This window comes from Sphingopyxis bauzanensis (assembly GCF_002205675.1).
Lineage (GTDB): Bacteria > Pseudomonadota > Alphaproteobacteria > Sphingomonadales > Sphingomonadaceae > Sphingopyxis > Sphingopyxis bauzanensis.
The window spans coordinates 555,914-574,280 of record NZ_NISK01000004.1; the positions used below are offsets into that span (position 1 = coordinate 555,914).

The 18,367-nt window shown below is 61.7% G+C and carries 18 protein-coding genes; 8 read left to right on the plus strand and 10 right to left on the minus strand.

From position 1 onward, the window contains the following. Nucleotides 1-22: 22 nt before the first annotated feature. The gene (argB, locus tag CDQ92_RS18195; RefSeq protein ID WP_088443466.1) at nucleotides 23-922 is read right to left on the minus strand and encodes an acetylglutamate kinase; all 900 of its coding nucleotides are present in this window, start codon (nucleotides 920-922) and stop codon (nucleotides 23-25) included. Nucleotides 923-927: 5 nt separating this feature from the next. Next, complete coding sequence (locus CDQ92_RS18200) at nucleotides 928-1,605, minus strand: queuosine precursor transporter (protein WP_088443302.1); 678 nt, start codon at nucleotides 1,603-1,605, stop codon at nucleotides 928-930. Nucleotides 1,606-1,720: 115 nt separating this feature from the next. Between CDQ92_RS18200 and CDQ92_RS18205 the strand changes: the two genes are divergently transcribed. From CDQ92_RS18205 to CDQ92_RS18215, 3 genes are all read left to right on the plus strand, one after another. Continuing rightward, nucleotides 1,721-3,094, plus strand: coding sequence for a NupC/NupG family nucleoside CNT transporter (locus CDQ92_RS18205; protein WP_088443304.1), 1,374 nt, complete (start codon nucleotides 1,721-1,723; stop codon nucleotides 3,092-3,094). A 105-nt stretch (nucleotides 3,095-3,199) separates the two neighbouring features. After that, nucleotides 3,200-3,811: a beta/gamma crystallin-related protein gene (locus CDQ92_RS18210; RefSeq protein WP_088443469.1), complete on the plus strand. Its 612-nt coding sequence runs from the start codon at nucleotides 3,200-3,202 to the stop codon at nucleotides 3,809-3,811. Between the two features lie 11 nt (nucleotides 3,812-3,822). Next, complete coding sequence (locus CDQ92_RS18215) at nucleotides 3,823-4,143, plus strand: MliC family protein (protein ID WP_088443307.1); 321 nt, start codon at nucleotides 3,823-3,825, stop codon at nucleotides 4,141-4,143. A 7-nt stretch (nucleotides 4,144-4,150) separates the two neighbouring features. Here the strand turns inward: CDQ92_RS18215 and CDQ92_RS18220 are convergent, their stop codons facing one another. The 8 genes from CDQ92_RS18220 to gluQRS all read right to left on the minus strand — a co-directional run bounded on the left by CDQ92_RS18220 (nucleotide 4,151) and on the right by gluQRS (nucleotide 10,951). Beyond that, the gene (locus CDQ92_RS18220; RefSeq protein WP_088443310.1) at nucleotides 4,151-5,293 is read right to left on the minus strand and encodes an epoxide hydrolase family protein; all 1,143 of its coding nucleotides are present in this window, start codon (nucleotides 5,291-5,293) and stop codon (nucleotides 4,151-4,153) included. A gap of 24 nt (nucleotides 5,294-5,317) precedes the next feature. Then, nucleotides 5,318-5,818 carry a hypothetical protein gene (locus CDQ92_RS18225; RefSeq protein WP_229667466.1) on the minus strand — a complete coding sequence of 167 codons (501 nt, stop codon included), beginning with the start codon at nucleotides 5,816-5,818 and terminating at the stop codon, nucleotides 5,318-5,320. Nucleotides 5,819-5,855: 37 nt separating this feature from the next. Further along, nucleotides 5,856-6,722, minus strand: coding sequence for a 3-hydroxyacyl-CoA dehydrogenase NAD-binding domain-containing protein (locus CDQ92_RS18230; protein ID WP_088443317.1), 867 nt, complete (start codon nucleotides 6,720-6,722; stop codon nucleotides 5,856-5,858). A 55-nt stretch (nucleotides 6,723-6,777) separates the two neighbouring features. Continuing rightward, nucleotides 6,778-7,764, minus strand: a complete 987-nt coding sequence (egtD, locus tag CDQ92_RS18235; RefSeq protein WP_088443320.1) for an L-histidine N(alpha)-methyltransferase — start codon at nucleotides 7,762-7,764, stop codon at nucleotides 6,778-6,780. Between the two features lies 1 nt (nucleotide 7,765). Continuing rightward, on the minus strand, nucleotides 7,766-9,043 hold the full coding sequence (gene egtB / locus CDQ92_RS18240; RefSeq protein WP_088443323.1) for an ergothioneine biosynthesis protein EgtB: 1,278 nt from the start codon (nucleotides 9,041-9,043) through the stop codon (nucleotides 7,766-7,768). 214 nt (nucleotides 9,044-9,257) lie between these two features. Beyond that, nucleotides 9,258-9,839 (minus strand): cob(I)yrinic acid a,c-diamide adenosyltransferase, encoded by a 582-nt coding sequence (locus tag CDQ92_RS18245; RefSeq protein WP_088443326.1) that lies wholly within the window; start codon nucleotides 9,837-9,839, stop codon nucleotides 9,258-9,260. 26 nt (nucleotides 9,840-9,865) lie between these two features. After that, nucleotides 9,866-10,090: an HIG1 domain-containing protein gene (locus tag CDQ92_RS18250; protein WP_088443329.1), complete on the minus strand. Its 225-nt coding sequence runs from the start codon at nucleotides 10,088-10,090 to the stop codon at nucleotides 9,866-9,868. 9 nt (nucleotides 10,091-10,099) lie between these two features. Continuing rightward, nucleotides 10,100-10,951, minus strand: a complete 852-nt coding sequence (gluQRS, locus tag CDQ92_RS18255; RefSeq protein ID WP_088443331.1) for a tRNA glutamyl-Q(34) synthetase GluQRS — start codon at nucleotides 10,949-10,951, stop codon at nucleotides 10,100-10,102. 169 nt (nucleotides 10,952-11,120) lie between these two features. Here gluQRS and CDQ92_RS18260 point away from each other — a divergent pair, with 169 nt between their 5' ends. The 5 genes from CDQ92_RS18260 to CDQ92_RS18280 all read left to right on the plus strand — a co-directional run bounded on the left by CDQ92_RS18260 (nucleotide 11,121) and on the right by CDQ92_RS18280 (nucleotide 18,367). Next, entirely contained in the window at nucleotides 11,121-11,687 is a 567-nt protein-coding gene (locus CDQ92_RS18260) for an HNH endonuclease (protein WP_088443334.1), read from the plus strand. Nucleotides 11,688-12,231: 544 nt separating this feature from the next. Beyond that, entirely contained in the window at nucleotides 12,232-13,515 is a 1,284-nt protein-coding gene (locus tag CDQ92_RS18265; protein WP_088443336.1) for a tyrosine-type recombinase/integrase, read from the plus strand. A gap of 217 nt (nucleotides 13,516-13,732) precedes the next feature. Then, complete coding sequence (locus CDQ92_RS18270; protein WP_088443339.1) at nucleotides 13,733-14,149, plus strand: RusA family crossover junction endodeoxyribonuclease; 417 nt, start codon at nucleotides 13,733-13,735, stop codon at nucleotides 14,147-14,149. Next, on the plus strand, nucleotides 14,146-14,796 hold the full coding sequence (locus tag CDQ92_RS18275; protein ID WP_088443341.1) for a hypothetical protein: 651 nt from the start codon (nucleotides 14,146-14,148) through the stop codon (nucleotides 14,794-14,796). The genes CDQ92_RS18270 and CDQ92_RS18275 overlap by 4 nt, the downstream gene beginning before the upstream one ends. A 169-nt stretch (nucleotides 14,797-14,965) precedes the next feature. Then, nucleotides 14,966-18,367 carry a helicase-related protein gene (locus CDQ92_RS18280; protein ID WP_201792073.1) on the plus strand — a complete coding sequence of 1,134 codons (3,402 nt, stop codon included), beginning with the start codon at nucleotides 14,966-14,968 and terminating at the stop codon, nucleotides 18,365-18,367.

Consider the following 18,367-nt stretch of genomic DNA (forward strand, 5'->3'; position numbering starts at 1 on the left):
AAATAGGGTGTTGCCGCGTCTCTTAGCGGTGAATGAGCGTGCCTGCACCCCTTGCGGTGAAAATTTCCAGCAGCATCGCGTGCGGAACGCGCCCGTCGAGGATGACCGCCGCCTCGACCCCGGCATCGACTGCGGCGACGCAGGTTTCGACCTTGGGGATCATACCGCCGGTGATCGTCCCGTCGGCCTTCAGCGCCTCGATCGCCGTCTGGTCGAGGTCGGTGAGCAGCGCTCCCGCCTTGTCGAGCACCCCGGCGACGTCGGTGAGCAGGAAAAAGCGCTTGGCGCCGAGCGCCCCGGCGATCGCGCCCGCCATCGTGTCGGCATTGATATTGTAGGTTGCCCCATCGGCGCCTAGCGCGACCGGGGCGACGATGGGGATGAAATTATCCTTGGTGAGGTTGAACAGGATCGTCGGATCGACCGCCACCGGCTCGCCGACAAAGCCGAGGTCAACATGGCGCTCGATCCCCGAATTGGGGTCGGGCTGGGTCCGCCGCACCTTTTCGGCAAGCACCAGATTGGCATCCTTGCCCGAAATGCCGACCGCACGCCCGCCGAGCGCGGCGAGCCAGCCGACGATTTCCTTGTTGATCTTGCCCGCCAGCACCATCTCGGCGACCTCGGCAGTCGCGGCGTCGGTGACGCGTAGTCCCCCGACAAAGGAGGATTCGATCCCGAGCTTTTTCAGCATCGCCCCAATTTGCGGCCCGCCACCGTGAACGACCACCGGGTTGATCCCGACGGCTTTGAGCAGCACGATATCCTCGGCGAAATCGCGCTGCGCCTCGGCATCGCCCATCGCGTGGCCGCCATATTTGATCACGAACGTCTCGCCGGCGTAGCGCTGCAGATAAGGCAGCGCCTCAACGAGCGTTTCGGCCTTCGCGAGCAGGTCGGGCATTTTCGACGGGTCGGTCATCGTCATCATCCGTCGTTCTTGGCGTCGAGATTTCGGCCGAGCGCGACGAGGCCGGTGATCACAAAGGGGATGACCAGGATCGACAGCGCGACCTTCGCCAGCATCTGTCCGCCCATCAGGTTGGCGATCGGGAAGACGCCGTAAAAGGCGATGGTGACGAACAGCAGGGTGTCGACGATCTGGCTGAGCGCGCTGGCGATCGCGCCGCGGATGGCGAGCCAGGTCGTCCCGGTCCCGGCGCCTTCGCGCCCGCGCAGCTTGCTAAAGATCGTAACGTTCAAAAATTGCGAGGTGCCATAGGCGACGATCCCCGCCGCCATCAGCCGCGGGGTCTGGCCCAGGATCATTTCGAACGATGCCAGCCGCGCCGGATCCATCTCGGGTGCTGCCGGGAGCGCATAGACAAGCGATGTCAGCATGATCGACATCACCAGCGGGACAAAGCCCCACAGCACCAGTTTGTTCGCGGTCGATTGGCCCTGCACTTCGGACACGGCGCTCGACAGCGCGACAAGGATCAGGAACGGAAAAATCCCGGCCTCGACTGCCAGCCCCCCGAACAGGGCGACCTGCTTGTTCCCCAGCACCCCGGCGAGCACGACCATGCCGCCATAGATGATGGTAAAAAGGAACAGGGAGGGCGAGAGCGTGCGCGGCAGCGCCGTCGATGTGGTGTCGGTCATGCCGCCCGATAGTCGCTTTTGCGCAGCGTGGAAAGATGCGCGCGGCAGCAACACTTGCCCCCCCGCCAAAGCCCGCTAGACAAGGCGCAACAATTTGCGGGGGACGCACAAGAATATGGAACGACTGATTGGTTTAGTTGGCATCGTCGCGCTGCTCGCGATCGCCGTTTTATTCTCTTCCAACCGCCGGTGGATTCGCCTGCGCATCGTCATTCCCGCTTTCCTGCTCCAGGCCGGTTTTGCCTTGCTGGTGATCGGCACCCCGTGGGGGCGCAATATCATTCAGGCGATGTCGAACGGGGTGTCGAACCTGCTGGGCTATGCCAAGGCGGGGACCGATTTCATCTTTGGCCCGCTCGCCTCGCCCGAAATCGGCGCCAACAGCTTTGCGATTGCGGCGCTGCCGGTCATCGTCTTTTTCGCCTCGCTGATCTCGATCCTCTACTACCTCGGCATCATGCAGCTGGTGATCAAATGGGTTGGCGGCGGCATCCAGAAAATCACCGGCATCACCAAGGTCGAAAGCCTGGGCGCGGCGGCGAACATCTTTGTCGGCCAGTCGGAATCACCGCTCGTCATCCGTCCCTATCTCGCCGGGCTGACCCCGCCGCAGCTGTTCACGATCATGACCGTCGGCATGGCCGGGGTCGCGGGCACCATATTGGGCGCCTATGCCAGCATGATCGGCGAACAATTGCTGCCCTATCTGCTCGCCGCCAGCTTCATGTCGGCGCCAGGCGGCATCTTGATGGCCAAGATCATGATGCCCGACGATCCCAAGGATCTGGGCATTGAACCGGTGATCATGCCCGAGGCGAGCCATGACGACGAAAAGCCCGCCAATATCATCATGGCCGCCGCGCAGGGCGCCCAGACCGGCGTCAAGCTCGCGGTCGCGGTCGGCGCTATGGTGCTCGCTTTCGTTGCGCTTGTCGCGCTCGCCAACGGCCTGCTCGGCGGGATCGGTGGCTGGCTGGGCTATCCCGACCTGTCGTTCCAGGCGATCATCGGCACCTTGTTCCGCCCGGTGATGTGGCTGATGGGGGTGCCGTGGGACGAAAGCGCAGTCGTCGGCGGGCTGTTCGGCAGCAAGATCGTGCTCAACGAATTCGTCGCCTTCATTGACCTCGGCAGGGTGCAGGGCGACATGTCGCTGGCCGCGGTCGCCATCGCCACCTTTGCCCTGTGCGGTTTCGCCAATTTCAGCTCGATCGCGATCCAGATGGCGGTGACCGGCGGACTTGCCCCCAACCAGCGTCCGATGATCGCCAAGCTGGGCCTGAAGGCGCTGCTCGCGGGCAGCCTCTCGAACCTGATGTCGGCGGCGCTGGCCGGATTGATGCTGGGGATCGCACCGCCCGTCGCGCCGCCGCCTGCTGCGCCCGCAGTCGAGGCGGTTGCGGCCCCCGCCGAGGCGCCCGTAGCGACCCCCGACCCGGCCCCGGCCCAAGCAACCCCGGCCCCGGCCCAAGCAACCAAAGCCCCCTGACCGGCCCGACGCGGCGCTTGGGAGAATTTGCAAGCCGGTCTGAAATGGCATAATCTGCTGGACGATAACGAACCCCGGGTCGCGTTCACCAAGAGGGAGTTTGCCATGAAAATCGCCCATCGTGTGTCGATCCTCGCCGCCGCTGCCGTATCGATGGGGGCGGCTATGCTCGCCACCTCCAGCGCACAGCCTCCCGAAGACCGCATGGCGAGGCCGCCCGAAGCGACGATCTATCGCGACGCCGCTTATCGCGGCCCCGCAGTGTTCATCGGCGAGGCGAAATCCAATCTGGGTCTGGCATGGCCGGTCAATTCGGTGCGCGTCGCCAGCGGCCGCTGGGAATTGTGCCAGAAAACGCGCTTTCGCGGCACCTGCCGCACGGTCGAGCGCGACACGCCGATGCTCAACAACGTCCTGCGCGGCCTGACCATCCAGTCGATCCGTCCGGTCGGCAGCGGCGGCGGCTGGGATCCCGCGCCGCCCGCCAACGACCAGGTCGCGCGCGGCAATTTTGCCGAATTCCACACCCAGCCCGCGCAAGGCAACCGCCGCGTCCTTGCCTGCGAGTATGGATCGGCGACGGCGAACTGCGCGGCGCAGACGGCGGACAAATATTGCCGCTCGATCGGCTGGAACGGATCGGCGCGCGAGCATATAGAAACGGTCAGCAACCGGGTCTATCTGGCCGACGTGCTGTGCGTCCGTTCGGGCTATTGAGGGAGGTTGCGATGGACAGGATAAAATTCGTCGCCCTTGGCGGCGCCGCGCTGGCGCTGCCCGCCTGCATGTCGGTCGGCGGGCCGGGGGTCAGCACCTATTATGAATGCGACCGCGGCACGCGGCTGAAGGTCGATTTCATGGGCGACCGCGCCTTGGTGAGCGTCAATGGCGGCCGCGCTGAAACGATGCGTTCCACGCCCGCGGCCAGCGGCGCGATCTATGAAAATCGTGCGGGCTGGCGCCTGCATACCAAGGGCGATGAGGCGATGTGGAACACCGCGCTGCGTTCGTCGCCCGAAACCTGTCGCCAGGTGGTGGTGCCGCGCTAGGGCCTGGTCAAAGGTCCATCTTCGCCAGCGCGGCGCGAACCTCGCTGGCGAACAGCTCGGGCTGCTCCCATGCCGCGAAATGGCCACCGCGCGGCAGCTCGTTCCAGTGGACGATATTCTTGTAGCGCCGCTCGGCCCAGCGCCGCGACAGCCGCATGATCTCGCTGGGAAACAGGCTGCACCCGGTCGGCACCAAAATCTCGCCTGCGGCGAAATTGCGGAAGCTGTGCCAATAGAGCCGTGCCGACGAGGCGGCGCTCGCGGTCAGCCAGTACAGGCTGATCGTGTCGAGCATGGCATCCTTCGATAACGCCTTTTCGGGGTGCCCGCCGATCGACTGACCGCCAGGCTGGTGCCCGCAATCGGTCCAGCCATGGAATTTTTCGGCGATCCACGCCATCTGTCCGACGGGTGAATCGGTGAGGGCATATCCGATCGTCTGCGGCCGGGTGGCATGCTGGGTCGAATAACCGCTGTCCTTCGCCTGATACCAGCCGAAGCGCGCCAGATAGAGCTGCTCGGCATCGGTGAGGTCGCTCATCAGGTCGGGCGGTGGCGCACCGACGACCATGTTGACGTGGATGCCCGCGCAATGATCGGCGTGGTTCATCCCGATCGCACAGGTCACCGCGCTGCCCCAGTCACCGCCTTGCGCGAAATAGCGCTCGTAACCGAGCGCAACCATCAGCGCGTCCCACGCCGCGCCGATATGCTCGACGCTCCACTTCGCGGCGGTCGGTTTGCCCGAAAAACCATAGCCCGGCAGCGAGGGGATCACGAGGTGATAGTCGGCCGCCAGCGGTTCGATGACGTCAAAAAATTCGAGCACCGACCCCGGCCAGCCGTGGGTCAGGACCAGGGGGCGCGCCGCCGGATTAGCCGAACGGATATGGAGGAAATGCACGTCGAGTCCGTCGATCGCCGCGAGATAATTGGGCAACGCATTCAGCCGCGCTTCGACGGTGCGCCAATTATAACCCTCGCGCCAATAGGCCGCGAGTTCCTGCGCATAGGCGAGCGGGATGCCCTGATCCCAGTCGTCGACCGTTTCCTTCTCGGGCCAGCGCGTCCGCGCCAGGCGGTCTTGCAGGTCATCGAGCGCCGATTGCGGCACATCGATGACGAACGCACGGATATTCTCGACGTCCATGGAAATCCCCCCGCTATCAGATTATCAGGGCCGCGCGGGCGCCTTGCAACCGCGCTCGAGCCCGACGCCTTTCAGGAAGCCGCGCCGAACCGTTCCGGCATAGACCGCTTCGGCATAGCGGCGACGTTCGGCATTGGCACCGGTGATTTCGCCGATCAGACTGCGAAACGGAATGATCGACCCGGCCACGCTGCCAGCCACGCGGCCCACCGTGCGCTCGCGCTTTTTTGCCGTGCTTTGTTCTTCGGTTTCGTTGACGTCGGGGCCGAGCACCTCGTCGAGTTCGACGATTTCCTTCTGGATCGCGGCGCATTTGCGCATGCCCGCCAGGGAATAGGGATCGCCCTGAACCGCCACCAGCTTGGCGGGCGCTTCCTTGCCGTCAAATGGTTCGGTCACCTTGTTGGCGGTGTCCTTGATGGTCGGATTTTCCGGCGACCCGGACTGTGCCTGCGACGGGACCGAGAGAATGAGCGCCGCGGCCATTGCGGTGGCCGAAAATCCGACGATAAATCTGTTTTGCATATGACGCCTCCTCTGCTGCCCCCTGACAGCCAATAGACTAACGCGTCGGGACCGGTTCGGCTCCCGTCCAGTCATAAAAGCCGCGGCCCGCCTTTTTGCCGACCCAGCCCGCCTCGACATATTGGACGAGCAGCGGGGCGGGACGGAATTTGGGATCGCCGGTGCCGCTGTGCAGGACGCGGATGATTTCGAGGCAGGTGTCGAGCCCGATGAAGTCGGCGAGCGTGATCGGACCCATCGGATGATTGAGCCCCAGACGGCAACCGGCGTCGATGTCCTGCATCGTCGCGACGCCCTCACCCAGCGCGAACACGGCTTCGTTGATCAACGGCATCAGGACGCGATTGACGATGAAGCCCGGCGCGTCGTTGGCGTGGACGATTTCCTTGCCAAGGCCGCGGCCGAAAGCTTCGACGGCTTGCAGCGTCGCGTCGCTGGTCGCGAGGCCGCGGATCAGTTCGATCAGCCCCATCACCGGCACCGGGTTGAAGAAATGCACGCCGATGAAGCGCGCCGGATCGGGCGAGGCTTGGGCGAGACGGGTAATCGGAATCGAGCTGGTGTTGCTGGCGAGGATCGCGGTGGACGACAGGTGCGGGCCGACGCTGGCAAAGATCGCGCGCTTGATCTCTTCGCGCTCGGTCGCGGCCTCGATGACGAGGTCGGCGGGGGCGAAGGCGCTGTGGTCGGCGACGGGGGTGATGCGGGCGAGCAGCGCATCGGCATCGCCCTGCGCCATCTTTTCCTTGGCGACGAGACGGCCGAGCGACTTGGCGATCCCCGCCTTGCCGGCTTCGGCGCGCGCGAGATCGATGTCCGACAGCAACACGTCATGGCCAGCGCCCGCCGATACCTGCGCGATGCCCGCGCCCATTTGCCCTGCCCCGATGACGCCGACGATCATAAACTGCCCTTTCGCTGGAAACCCTGCCCGTGCCCTACGGGCTCGGTCTCATGCGTCAAGGGGCGGAACGGAAGGCGGTTGCTTCGGCAAGGATCAGCGCAAAGGCGGGGTCGGTGTCGTCCCACGTCGCCACCGGCGTCCAGCCGCTGGCGCGGAGCAGCAGGTTGGCGTCGCGTGCGCCATATTTATGACTGTTCTCGCTGTGAATCGTCTCGCCCGCCGCCATATGATAGTCATGCCCATCGACGGTGAAATCCATCTCGCACGCCGCGACAAGGTGCATTTCGATGCGCGCATGGACATCATTCCAGATCGCGCGGTGGGTGAAATTCTCGACCGGGATATCACCGCCGAGTTCGCGGTTGATCCGCTCGAGCAGGTTGAGGTTGAACGCGGCAGTGACCCCCGCCGGATCGTCATAGGCGCGCTCGAGCACTGCAATATCCTTGATCCGGTCGATCCCGATCAGCAGCAGCGATTCTTCGCCAAGCGCCTCGCGCCAGTTGCGCAGCAAATCCACCGCGGTGCGCGCGACCATGTTGCCGATCGTCGAGCCGGGGAAAAAGCCGAGCTTGGGCAACGGGCAAATCTCGCGCGGCATTGCGACGCGCTGGGTGAAATCGGCCTCGACCGGATAGATGGGCAGACCGGGGAAGCGCGCGGCCAGCGCCGCGGCGCTGTCGCGCAGAAAATCGCCCGAGATATCGACTGGCACATAAGCGGCAGGCGCGATCGCGCCGAGCAGCAACGGGGTTTTGGTCGAGCTGCCCGAGCCAAGCTCGACGACTGCGCGGCCCGGACCGACCGCCGCGGCAATGTCGGCGGCGTGGCGGGTGAGCAGGTCGGTCTCGCTGCGCGTCGGATAATATTCGGGGAGCGCGGTGATATCCTCGAACAGCGCGGAACCCGTTGTGTCGTAGAACCAGCGCGCCGGGATCGCCTTTTGCGCCTGCGCCAGCCCGGCGTGGACGTCGGCGCGAAACGCGATATCGACCCCCGCGGCGTCGGCGTCGACCTGCCTGAGATTGCGAACAACGCCCATGTCAGAGATCCTTGGCTAAACGCACGCCGGTGAACTGCCAGCGCTGATGGGGGTAGAAGAAATTGCGGTAAGACGCGCGCAGATGGCCGCGCGGGGTCGCGCAGCTGCCGCCGCGCAGCACGAACTGGCCGCTCATGAACTTGCCATTATATTCGCCGACCGCGCCGGGCGCGGCGCGGAAGCCCGGATAAGGGCGATAGGCGCTGCCGGTCCATTCCCACACACTGCCGAACATCTGTTGCCGATCGGCGTCATCGGCAGCGGCGGCAGGCTGCACCGGCCCGGCGCTGCCGAGCTGCTGCCCCGATGCCGGATCGAGGCGCGCCGCGGCGGCTTCCCATTCGAACTCGGTCGGCAGGCGGGCGCCGGCCCAGCTGGCAAAAGCGTCGGCTTCGAAAAAGCTGATGTGGGTGACGGGAGCGGCGGGGTCGATGTCCTGCCAACCCGACAGGGTGAACTGACGGTCGCCGTCCCAATAGGCGGGTGCGTCGATACCCTCGGCCTGCACCCACGCCCAGCCGTCGCTAAGCCACAGCGAGGGTGTGTGATAACCGCCGTCGGCGATAAATTGCTGCCATTCGCCATTGCTGACCGGGCGGCTGGCGAGCGCGTGCGGGGTGAGCAGCGTATCGTGGCGCGGGCCTTCGCAGTCGAAGGCAAAGCCGTCGCCGCCGTGGCCGGCCGCCGCAATGCCCGCCGTGCCCTCGATCCATTTCATGGCGGAAAACTGCGCAGCTTCACGCGCGATTGCCATTTCCTCCCACATGGCAGGGCCGAGCGGGTTCTGCGCGAAGAGATGTTTGAGGTCGGTGAGCACCAATTCCTGATGCTGCTGCTCATGATGGATACCAAGTTCGGTCAGCGTGTGGGCCGCCGGCGGCAGGTCGGGTAGCGCGCCGAGCACCGCGGCATCGACATGCGCGCGCCAGCGACGGATTTCGTCCAAGGACGGGCGGGTCAACAGCCCGCGCTGCGGCCGCGCATGACGCGGTCCCTCAGCCTCATAATAGCTGTTGAACAGATAGGCGTAGCGATCGTCGAACAGGCGATAGCCCGGCAGATGGTCGCGCAGGATGAAGGTTTCGAAGAACCATGTCGTGTGCGCCAGATGCCATTTGGCAGGCGACGCGTCGGGCATCGACTGTGCGCTGGCGTCGGCGTCAGACAGCGGCGCGACAAGATCGAGCGACAGCTGGCGCGTTGCGGCGAAACGCTGCGCGAGAAGGAGTGGCGGGATGGCTATTTGCGGATGGGATGAAATGTCGGTTTGGCTGGCCATGATGAGACAATCCCCCGAGGTGCGATTCGGTTTCGCATGAAGATCGAATATGGTTACGCGGTGGCGAAATGTCTAGAACATTTGGGGAACATGGCTGTCGCCTCGGCAAAGGCGGCGCCGCTCGCGGTTTACGCAGCACCGAAGAGCAGGGACGACGGTGGCCGCGTTCCGAGGCACGTGACCCTGGAGCGCCCTTCGCGGGGGCCTCGATCTGCTAGCGCGTCGCGCCGGGTTTCCACAGCACGTCGCCGCCCGCCGCGGCATTGAGGTGCCGGGTGAGCACGAACAGATGGTCGGACAGGCGGTTGAGATAGGTGAGTGCCAGCGGGTTGAGGTCGCGATCCGCACCTGCCGCGACCGCCGCCCGTTCCGCCCGCCGCGTCACCGCGCGGGCGAGGTGGAGCCGCGCGGCGGCGTCGGTGCCGCCAGGCAGGATGAAACTGCGCAGCGCTTCCAGATCGTCGTTCATCCGATCGATCTCGTCCTCCAGCCGCGCGATCTGGCTGGGGACGATGCGCAGCGCCATATCGTGCGGGCCGAAACCATGCGCCGGGTCGGCGGGGGTGGCGAGATCGGCGCCAAGATCGAACATCTCATTCTGAATCCGCACCAGCATCGCGGTGGCGTCGCTGTTCGGATGGAGCGCGGCGACCGCGATCCCGATCGCGCTATTCGCTTCGTCGACATCGCCGATCGCCGCCATCAGCGGCGCCGATTTGGCGATCCGCGAGCCGTCGACCAGCCCGGTGGTGCCGTCATCGCCGGTTCGCGTGTAGATTTTGTTCAGTTTGACCATTTATCGGGGCTTGCGCAGCGGCGGGATCAACCGCCCGCGGCGAGCAAGCCGATCAGCACGATCAGGATGATGGTGATCGCCTGCCATTTGACGCGCGACATCATCATCTTGTTCTGCATCACCTGATTTTCTTCGACTTTTCCGTCGATCACCGCCTGGTGGCCTTGCGAAAAATAGAAGAGCCCCCGCGCGAGCGAGAAGAGGACGAAGCCGGCCGCCACGACGACGCCGATGATCAGCAAGATGTTCATGGCCCCTATTTAGGGCATCTGCAGCGAATAACCAGTGGGAAGGCGTCCGGCGAGCAGATCGGCGGCGAGCGCGCGGCCATCGACGCCGGTGCCGCGCAGCGCGGCGAGTGACGCCGCGGCGTCGCGTTTCGCCAGCCGCTTGCCATCGCAGCCACAAACCAGCGCGTGATGGCGGTAAAGCGGGGTCGGCAGGTCGAGCAGCGCCTGGAGCAGGCGGTGGACGTCGGTCGCGGCGATCAGGTCGGCGCCGCGGGTGACGTGCGTGACACCCATCGCGGCGTCGTCGAGGGTGCTGGCGAGATGATAGCTGGCGGGGGCATCCTTGCGCGCGAGGACGATGTCGCCATGTGCCAGCGGATCGGCGGGGCGCGGTCCTTCCCCTTGCTCCTCCCAGGTCAGCGCGCCGACATGTGTGACCGCGCGGGCCATATCGAGGCGCCAGCAATGCGGCTCGGCCGCCATCCGCCGCTGCTGCTCGGTCTTGGAAAGAGTGCGGCAGGTGCCGGGATAGACCGCCCCCGACGGTCCGTGCGGCGCGCTCAGGCTCGCGGCGATATCGGCGCGGGTGCAGAAGCAGGGATAGACGAGATTGCGGGCGCGCAGCATGTCGAGCGCCGCGGCATAATCGCCGAGCCGCGCCGACTGGCGCACCGGCTCGCTATCCCAGCCGAGCCCGAGCCACGCGAGATCGGCGAGCGACGCGCCGACATATTCCTCGCGCGAGCGGCTGCCATCGATATCGTCGAAGCGGATCAGATATTGGCCGCCCGCCGCGCGCGCCGCGTCGTGCGCCAGCACGGCGCTATAGCCGTGACCAAGGTGGAGGTCGCCGGTCGGGCTGGGCGCAAAACGGGTCAGCATCGCCGTGGTAAAAACTCCATATACGGTGCTGGCGTCATCAGAATCCTTCCATATCTTGCGGCAGATGCCCCCTTGACGTCAGATTCTGATGCGGCATGTAATAGGCTTGTCACTTGAGGAAGGCAGTGGCGCGCCATCTGATCAGCAATGGGGGCAATGTCCAACCGCCATGTTCCATCCCGATCTCGCCCGGCATCCCGACAGCTGTCCCGCGCTTGTTCTGAATGCCGATTACACGCCGCTCAGCTATTATCCGCTCAGCCTGTGGCCGTGGCAGACCGCGGTCAAGGCGGTTTTCCTCGACCGCGTTACCATCGTCGAAAATTACGAGCGCGAGATTCATTCGCCGACCCGGACGATGCCGATCCCCAGCGTCATCGCGCTGCGCCAATATGTGAAACCGTCGCAGCATCCGGCGTTCACCCGCTTCAACCTGTTCCTGCGCGACCGTTTCTCGTGCCAATATTGCGGCTCGGGCAAAGACCTGACCTTTGACCATGTCGTGCCGCGCCGGCTGGGCGGGCGGACGACCTGGGAAAATGTCACCACCGCCTGCGCGCCGTGCAACCTCAAAAAAGGCGGGCGGACGCCGCAACAGGCGCGCATGCCGATCTATCGCCAGCCGTGGCGTCCGACGAGCTGGCAGCTACAGGACAATGGCCGCGCCTTCCCGCCGGGCTATCTGCACACGAGCTGGATCGACTGGCTGTATTGGGATGTCGAACTGGAAGGCTGACCGACGGGCAACAAACCGGATAGGGTGATTTTAGGAAACCGACCCTAAGTATTTGATACGTTTTTTCAAATACTTGTCTATGACATTTGGTCCTACACGGTGTTCCCCGTCTGCCTGAAACCATGATTCAGTCCATATAACTTGTAGGCCATAACCGCCGATTCTAGTCGAACCTTTTCCAAGCTACGCCAGCACCCGCGCTTTATAAGTTCGACAGTCTTCTAGACTTGGACGCGGTCATTCGGGGGAGGGGCCATTAATTCCAACCAATTTTTCAATGCGACCTGGAGGCCGTGGCCGGAACTGAGTACGTCGCGCCAAATGCCCAGAGCGGCCGTTCACCCTGTCATTCGTAATGCTGGGTCAGAGGTTCGAGTCCTCTAAGCGGCACCAGTTTTTGACCGTTTTCCGGTCGCTTTAACCTCGCAAAAAGCACGGTTTTCTGCTAGTTCTGGCACTTCACTTGTACCGGACCAGCTCAAGGCCGCTCATGGCAGCTCACCGCCATTTGGGGGCCCTGAAATGGGACTCAAATGAGGTGTTTATGCTCACCAATATCGAGATACTCGCGCTCCGCCCCCGCGACAAATCCTACAAGGTTGCAGACGGTCTCGGCCTCTATGTCCAGGTCCAGCCGACCGGCTCGATCCTCTGGCGTTTCAAATATCGCTTCTACGGCATCGAGCGGAAGCTCTGCTTCGGCAGCTTCCCCGAAGTGTCGCTGAAGGAAGCGCGGGCGCTGCGCGATGAAGCGCGCGGCAAGGTCGCTGCCGGCATCGATCCCTCGGCCGTGCGCCGTAAGGCGAAGCTCGAAGCCGCGATGGCGGCATCGGACACGTTCCGCGCGATTGCCCACGAGTTTATCGCCAAGATGGAGCGCGAAGGCAAAAGCGAGGCGACCATCAAGAAAGCGATCTGGTTCCGCGGTCTGCTCGACCGCGACATAGAGCACCGGCCGATCAGCGAGATCACGCCGCAGGAGCTGCTCCATTCGATCCGCCGTGTCGAGAAGCGTGGCCATCACGAAACGGCACTGAGGTTGCGGTCGTTCGCTGGCCGGGTTTTCCGCTATGCAATGGCAACCGTTCGTACAGATCGCAATCCTACGGAAGTCCTGCGCGGCGCCTTCACCATCCCGAAGGTCAAGCGTCGCTCGGCGATCGTCGAGCCCCACCTTGTCGCCGAGCTGATGCGTTCGATTTCGACCTACAGCGGGCGCGCTGAGACGCGCATCGCGCTCCAGATAGCGGCGCATACGTTCGTCCGGCCGGGCGAGCTACGCTATGCCGACTGGAGCGAGTTCGACATGGGTGCGCGGGTGTGGCGTATTCCGGGTGAGCGCATGAAGATGGGACTGCCGCACGACGTGCCGCTGTCCGATCAGGTCATCGCGCTGGTCGAGAGCCTCAAGGCGATCGGCAATCGAGGACGGTTCCTTTTTCCGTCTTCGCAATCATTCCTGCGACCGATCTGCGAGAACACCCTCAACTATGCGCTCCGGCGCATGGGCTACACCGACGACCAGATGACCTCGCACGGGTTCCGGGCGCTCGCCTCGACGCGGCTCAACGAAGCGAAGATGTGGTATCCCGACGCGATCGAGCGGGCGCTAGCGCATCGCGAGACGAACAAGGTGCGGGCCGCTTATGACCGGGCGATGCACTGGGACGAGCGCACGCGCATGATGCAGTGGTGGTCGGACTATATCGATCGGCTTCGCGAAGGCAGCAAATTCGATCCCGCCGTCGTTGACAACAGGTCGCGCGGCACGCTGGCGCCCATCTCCTCGGGCCCTGTGACGACATTGGCGCATTTCCTAATGGGATAAAAAAGGTACAAGCCGCGCGTCCTTGAAAACGATAGCATCGCCGAAGTACGCTCATGGCATAACGCCAGTTTTACCATGAGCATAGCTGTCCCCGAGACTGCGCGAGACAAACGCCTTGCGTGGGCGCAGAGTTCTTGCGAGCATTTCTGACGCAACCGATGGGGGTGTTGTTATCCGCTACTCGGGCGATTTATTGGGATAGGATAATAGCGCAAAGATGGAGCCTGAGTTCCCATTCGAGTTTATAGTGCCAGCGGCGCCGGTATCCTTCCAACGCAGCAATGCTGCGGCCAAACAGGCTTGGAAGGAACTGGTGCGCGCCTCGCTTGCTCCCAATCTACCCGAAATGCATTTTGCGACCGAGCAGCGCCTGGCGGTAACCCTATTTTATTATCCCGAGGATGAGATGGAAGGAGATCTCGACAACGTGCTAAAGTTGACCCTCGATGCGATGAACCAGCATGTCTACATCGACGATCAGCAGATTGAGCGCATCGTCATCCAAAAATTCGAGAGCGGGCGCGTCTTTTCTTTCAGTGATCCCAGCCTCACGCTCGCTCAATGCATTTTGGGCCAAAAGCCAGCGCTTTACGTTCGTCTCTCGAATGACCCTCACGAGGAGCTTCGGCCATGACCGAAATTTGGGATACCGAGCGCGAACTCTTAGAGGCTACAGCGCGAGACCTGACGGCGAAGGGGTACGACGTCGTCATTGAGCCGTCCCCAAACCTGCTCCCCGCCGCCCTTTCAATATTCCGGCCCGACGCAATCGCATTGGGTCGAGAGCCAAAACTTATCGTGGAGATTGCATCAGAAGGAGCAATTGCTGCTGCTAAAGTGGCCCGCCTTCAAGAGGCGCTCGCCCAGAACCCAGAGTGGAAGCTTCATCTGGTGATTAGTCGTGTAAAGCGAACAAGCCTCTCAGTTATGCCTAACGAGCTAATTGCGCCGACGTTGGATAGCGCAAAAAAGGTGGCGCAGATCGAACCCCGAGCGGCGCTGCTTTTAGGATGGTCGGCATTCGAGGCGGTCAGCAGGGCGCGTAGACCGTCAGTGTTTTCAAGGCCCCAGTCGCCCGGACGGATCATTGAACGGCTTGCTGCCGAGGGGGTCTTGACGCCGACCGACGCGGCCTTTCTTCGCGAAATGGCTCACGCTCGCAATGCATTCATCCATGGTGACCTGACGCAAACCGTCGATTTGTCGCAGGTAGAACGCTTCCTCTCCACAATCGAATGTTTGCTGTCGGCGGCACCTTGGTCAACACTCACTCCCGAGTGAGAGATTGGAAATTGGTTAGCCCGTATCTCGTGGCATAATTGGATTTAAGCCATGTGTAACGGAGCCTGCTTACCGGCTGCCGATCAGAGATTTGTTCGGTTAGAAGATTGAAGAAATCCGTACCGTCGCTGCTGGCAATGCTCAGAAATCGAGATACTAGAGAAGACCGTTGGAGGGCAATTTGCCGAGAATTTTTGACAATATCGATAACGCGCTCCTGCCTGAGTTGAACAAGGTGCTTTCAGTTTCTGAAAGGGCCGATTTCTGCGTGGGTTATTTCAATTTGCGCGGATGGCGCAAAATCGATCAGCATATCGAAGGTTGGTCCGATCAGGATGGCAATGCTTGTCGCCTTCTTGTTGGGATGCATAAGTCTCCTGAAAAGGGATTGCGGGAAAAACTGGCAACTGCGTTCCATGATGATGGCATCGACAATGCCCGTGCCTTGGAACTGAAAAAAGAGTTAGCCGAGGAGTTTCGCGCCCAACTTGCCCTCGGTTCACCGAACAATGATGACGAGGCCGGTTTACGGCGACTGGCACGGCAAATTCGCGGCGGGAAAGTGACCGTGAAGCTATTCTTGAAGCATCAGCTTCACGCTAAACTCTACTTGCTGCACCGATCTGACCCGATCAATCCGAAAGTGGGATTTGTCGGCAGCAGCAATCTGACCTTTGCGGGCCTTTCGCTCCAAGGCGAGCTGAATGTCGATGTGATGGATCACGATGCTTGCGACAAGCTGGCGGCATGGTTTGAAGATCGCTGGAACGACCGCTGGTGCATTGACATTTCGGAAGAGCTGGCGACGATTATCGAAGAAAGCTGGGCGGGGGAAAAGCTAGTTGAACCGTACCATGTCTATTTGAAGATGGCTTACCACCTCGCGCAAGAGGCGCGGCATGGCCAATCGGAGTTTCGCATTCCCCGGATTTTTGGCGACAAGCTGTTCGATTTCCAGACCAGCGCCGTCAAAGTGGCGGCTCACCACCTAAATAAGCGTGGTGGCGTGGTGATTGGCGATGTCGTCGGTCTCGGCAAATCCATCATGGCGTCAGCCCTTCTCAAAATTGTTGAGGAGGTTGATGGCCGTAGCCTGATCATCTGCCCCAAGAACCTCCTCGATATGTGGCACGACTATGTCGATACCTATGAACTCAACGCCAAGATCGTTTCGTTATCGCGCGTTGAATCCGAATTGAAGGAATTGAAGCGATATAGGACTGTCTTGATCGACGAGAGCCACAACCTGCGCAACCGCGAGGGCAAACGTTACAAGGCCATTGAGGATTATGTCCGCTCAAATGACAGTCGCTGTGTCTTGCTTTCCGCCACACCATACAACAAATCATTCATCGACCTTTCTTCGCAGCTCAGGCTTTTTATTGAGGACGACCAAGACATCGGCGTCCGTCCAGAGGCGATGATCCGCGCCATTGGCGGGGAAACCGAATTTGTCCGCAAGCATCAATGCGCAGTGCGTTCGCTTCCCGCATTTGAGAAGAGCGATCAGACCGACGATTGGCGCGAGCTGATGCGGCTTTACATGATCCGACGCACACGCGGGTTCATTCTGCAAAACTATGCTCAAACCGATGAAGCCAATGGGCGGAAATTCATCACTTTCGCCGACGGCACACGATCATACTTCCCGGTGCGTCAACCTAAATCCGTGAAGTTTGCAATCGACGATAGTGATCCCGGCGACCCTTATGCGAAAGCTTATTCAGATGCGGTGGTGTCTGCCGTCGATGGATTGAAGTTGCCTCGCTACGGCCTTGCCAACTATCTGGTCGCAGACCCCGCTCATCCGCCGACAGCAGATGAAGGCCGGATTATGGACGGTCTTGGCCGCGCCGGTATCCGGTTAATGGGATTTTGCCGGACAAACCTTTTCAAGCGGCTTGAGAGCGGCGGCCCCGCATTCATTCAGTCGATTGAACGCCACGTCATGCGCAACCTCGTTTATCTTTATGCGCTCGAAAATGACCTGCCTCTCCCGATTGGAACGCAGGACGCCGAATTGCTCGATTTGACGGATGAAGACGCGGACTCCGAAGCCGCCGGTACGTTGTTTGAGAACGGTGAGTTTGCGGAGGGTGAGGAAGAAACGACCATCGCTTCTATCGAAATGGACCGGCTGCAGGCGCAGGCCGCGCACATTTATGGTGTCTATTCCAATGCCAAAGCCCGCCGCTTCAAATGGTTGAAGGCTGGCCTCTTTCGGCGCTCGCTCCACAGCGACCTTATGACGGACGTTGATGCACTGCGTGAAGTGCTACATAACTGCGGCACCTGGGCAGAAGACCGTGATACCAAGCTCCGCGCTTTGATTGATCTTGTCCGTCTCGATCACCCAGATGACAAATTGCTGATCTTCACTCAGTTCGCTGATACCGCACGCTATCTTGAGAATGCGCTCAAAAAGGCCGGCGTCACTGCCATCTCTGCGGTCACGGGCCAGTCAGAAAGCCCTACGCGCTTAGCATGGAGATTTAGCCCTAAATCCAACAAGAAAGAGAGTATAGCCAAGGCCGAGGGCGAACTGCGTGTCCTTGTCGCCACCGACGTTCTCTCCGAAGGACAGAATCTTCAGGATTGCGCCACCATCGTCAACTTTGACTTGCCTTGGGCCATCATTCGACTGATCCAGCGCGCCGGTCGCGTGGATCGAATTGGACAGCAGGCCGATACGATTAACTGTTATTCGTTCTTGCCGGCCGAAGGCGTCGAACGAATTATCCGTTTGCGTTCCCGTGTCCGTGCGCGGCTCAAGGAAAACCAGGAAGTCGTCGGGTCTGACGAAGCGTTTTTCGAGGATGACGATCAGGCGAATCCTATCCAGGATCTGTACAGCGAAAAGTCTGGCATTCTGGACGGCGATGATGACGGTGAGGTCGATCTGGCCTCCTACGCTTTCCAGATTTGGCAAAACGCAATCAAGGACGATCCCAAGCTCCAAAAAGTGGTCGAGGATATGCCCGACGTCGTGTTCGCCACCAAGGCGGTTCCGCAACAACCCGACGCGAAAGAAGGTGCATTGGTCTATCTCCGCACTCCGGACGATAATGATGCGTTGGCATGGATGGCGCGCGATGGCGAAATCCTCACCCAATCCCCGCTGGCAATTCTCCGCGCAGCCGAATGCGGCCCCGAGGAATCCGCATTGGAGCGCACCGATTTCCATCACGACGTCGTGCGGAAAGGTGTGGAGCATTTGATGCAGGAAGAGCGCACCACACACGGCGCGCTGGGCCGCCCGTCGGGCGCGCGCTTCAAAACCTACGACCGCCTGAAACGCTGGGTGGCCGAACAGGGCAACGAGCGCAGTCTGTTCGTCACCGAACACTTCGTCCGCGATGTGGAAAAGGCGATGGGTGACATTTACGAGTTTCCCCTGTTTCAATCGACAATTGATGCGCTCAATCGCCAACTCAAAACCGGGATCAGCGATACCAAGCTCGCTGAAATGGTCGTCGCCTTCCGTGAGGATGGTCGCTTGTGCATGAAGCAGGACAAGGATGACTCGCAGAATGACATGCGGATTATCTGCTCGATGGGATTAACGGGGTAA

Excerpts from the sequence above, each read along its gene's own strand:
- CDQ92_RS18260 (WP_088443334.1), top strand. The coding sequence starts at position 11,121 with ATGTTCCATCCCGATCTCGCCCGGCATCCCGACAGCTGTCCCGCGCTT.
- egtD (WP_088443320.1), bottom strand. The coding sequence starts at position 7,764 with ATGGGCGTTGTTCGCAATCTCAGGCAGGTCGACGCCGACGCCGCGGGG.
- gluQRS (WP_088443331.1), bottom strand. The coding sequence starts at position 10,951 with ATGCTGACCCGTTTTGCGCCCAGCCCGACCGGCGACCTCCACCTTGGT.
- CDQ92_RS18245 (WP_088443326.1), bottom strand. The coding sequence starts at position 9,839 with ATGGTCAAACTGAACAAAATCTACACGCGAACCGGCGATGACGGCACC.
- CDQ92_RS18270 (WP_088443339.1), top strand. The coding sequence starts at position 13,733 with ATGGAGCCTGAGTTCCCATTCGAGTTTATAGTGCCAGCGGCGCCGGTA.
- CDQ92_RS18205 (WP_088443304.1), top strand. The coding sequence starts at position 1,721 with ATGGAACGACTGATTGGTTTAGTTGGCATCGTCGCGCTGCTCGCGATC.
- egtB (WP_088443323.1), bottom strand. The coding sequence starts at position 9,043 with ATGGCCAGCCAAACCGACATTTCATCCCATCCGCAAATAGCCATCCCG.
- CDQ92_RS18215 (WP_088443307.1), top strand. The coding sequence starts at position 3,823 with ATGGACAGGATAAAATTCGTCGCCCTTGGCGGCGCCGCGCTGGCGCTG.
- CDQ92_RS18275 (WP_088443341.1), top strand. The coding sequence starts at position 14,146 with ATGACCGAAATTTGGGATACCGAGCGCGAACTCTTAGAGGCTACAGCG.
- CDQ92_RS18230 (WP_088443317.1), bottom strand. The coding sequence starts at position 6,722 with ATGATCGTCGGCGTCATCGGGGCAGGGCAAATGGGCGCGGGCATCGCG.
- CDQ92_RS18225 (WP_229667466.1), bottom strand. The coding sequence starts at position 5,818 with ATGCAAAACAGATTTATCGTCGGATTTTCGGCCACCGCAATGGCCGCG.
- CDQ92_RS18200 (WP_088443302.1), bottom strand. The coding sequence starts at position 1,605 with ATGACCGACACCACATCGACGGCGCTGCCGCGCACGCTCTCGCCCTCC.
- CDQ92_RS18265 (WP_088443336.1), top strand. The coding sequence starts at position 12,232 with ATGCTCACCAATATCGAGATACTCGCGCTCCGCCCCCGCGACAAATCC.
- CDQ92_RS18250 (WP_088443329.1), bottom strand. The coding sequence starts at position 10,090 with ATGAACATCTTGCTGATCATCGGCGTCGTCGTGGCGGCCGGCTTCGTC.
- CDQ92_RS18210 (WP_088443469.1), top strand. The coding sequence starts at position 3,200 with ATGAAAATCGCCCATCGTGTGTCGATCCTCGCCGCCGCTGCCGTATCG.
- CDQ92_RS18220 (WP_088443310.1), bottom strand. The coding sequence starts at position 5,293 with ATGGACGTCGAGAATATCCGTGCGTTCGTCATCGATGTGCCGCAATCG.
- argB (WP_088443466.1), bottom strand. The coding sequence starts at position 922 with ATGACCGACCCGTCGAAAATGCCCGACCTGCTCGCGAAGGCCGAAACG.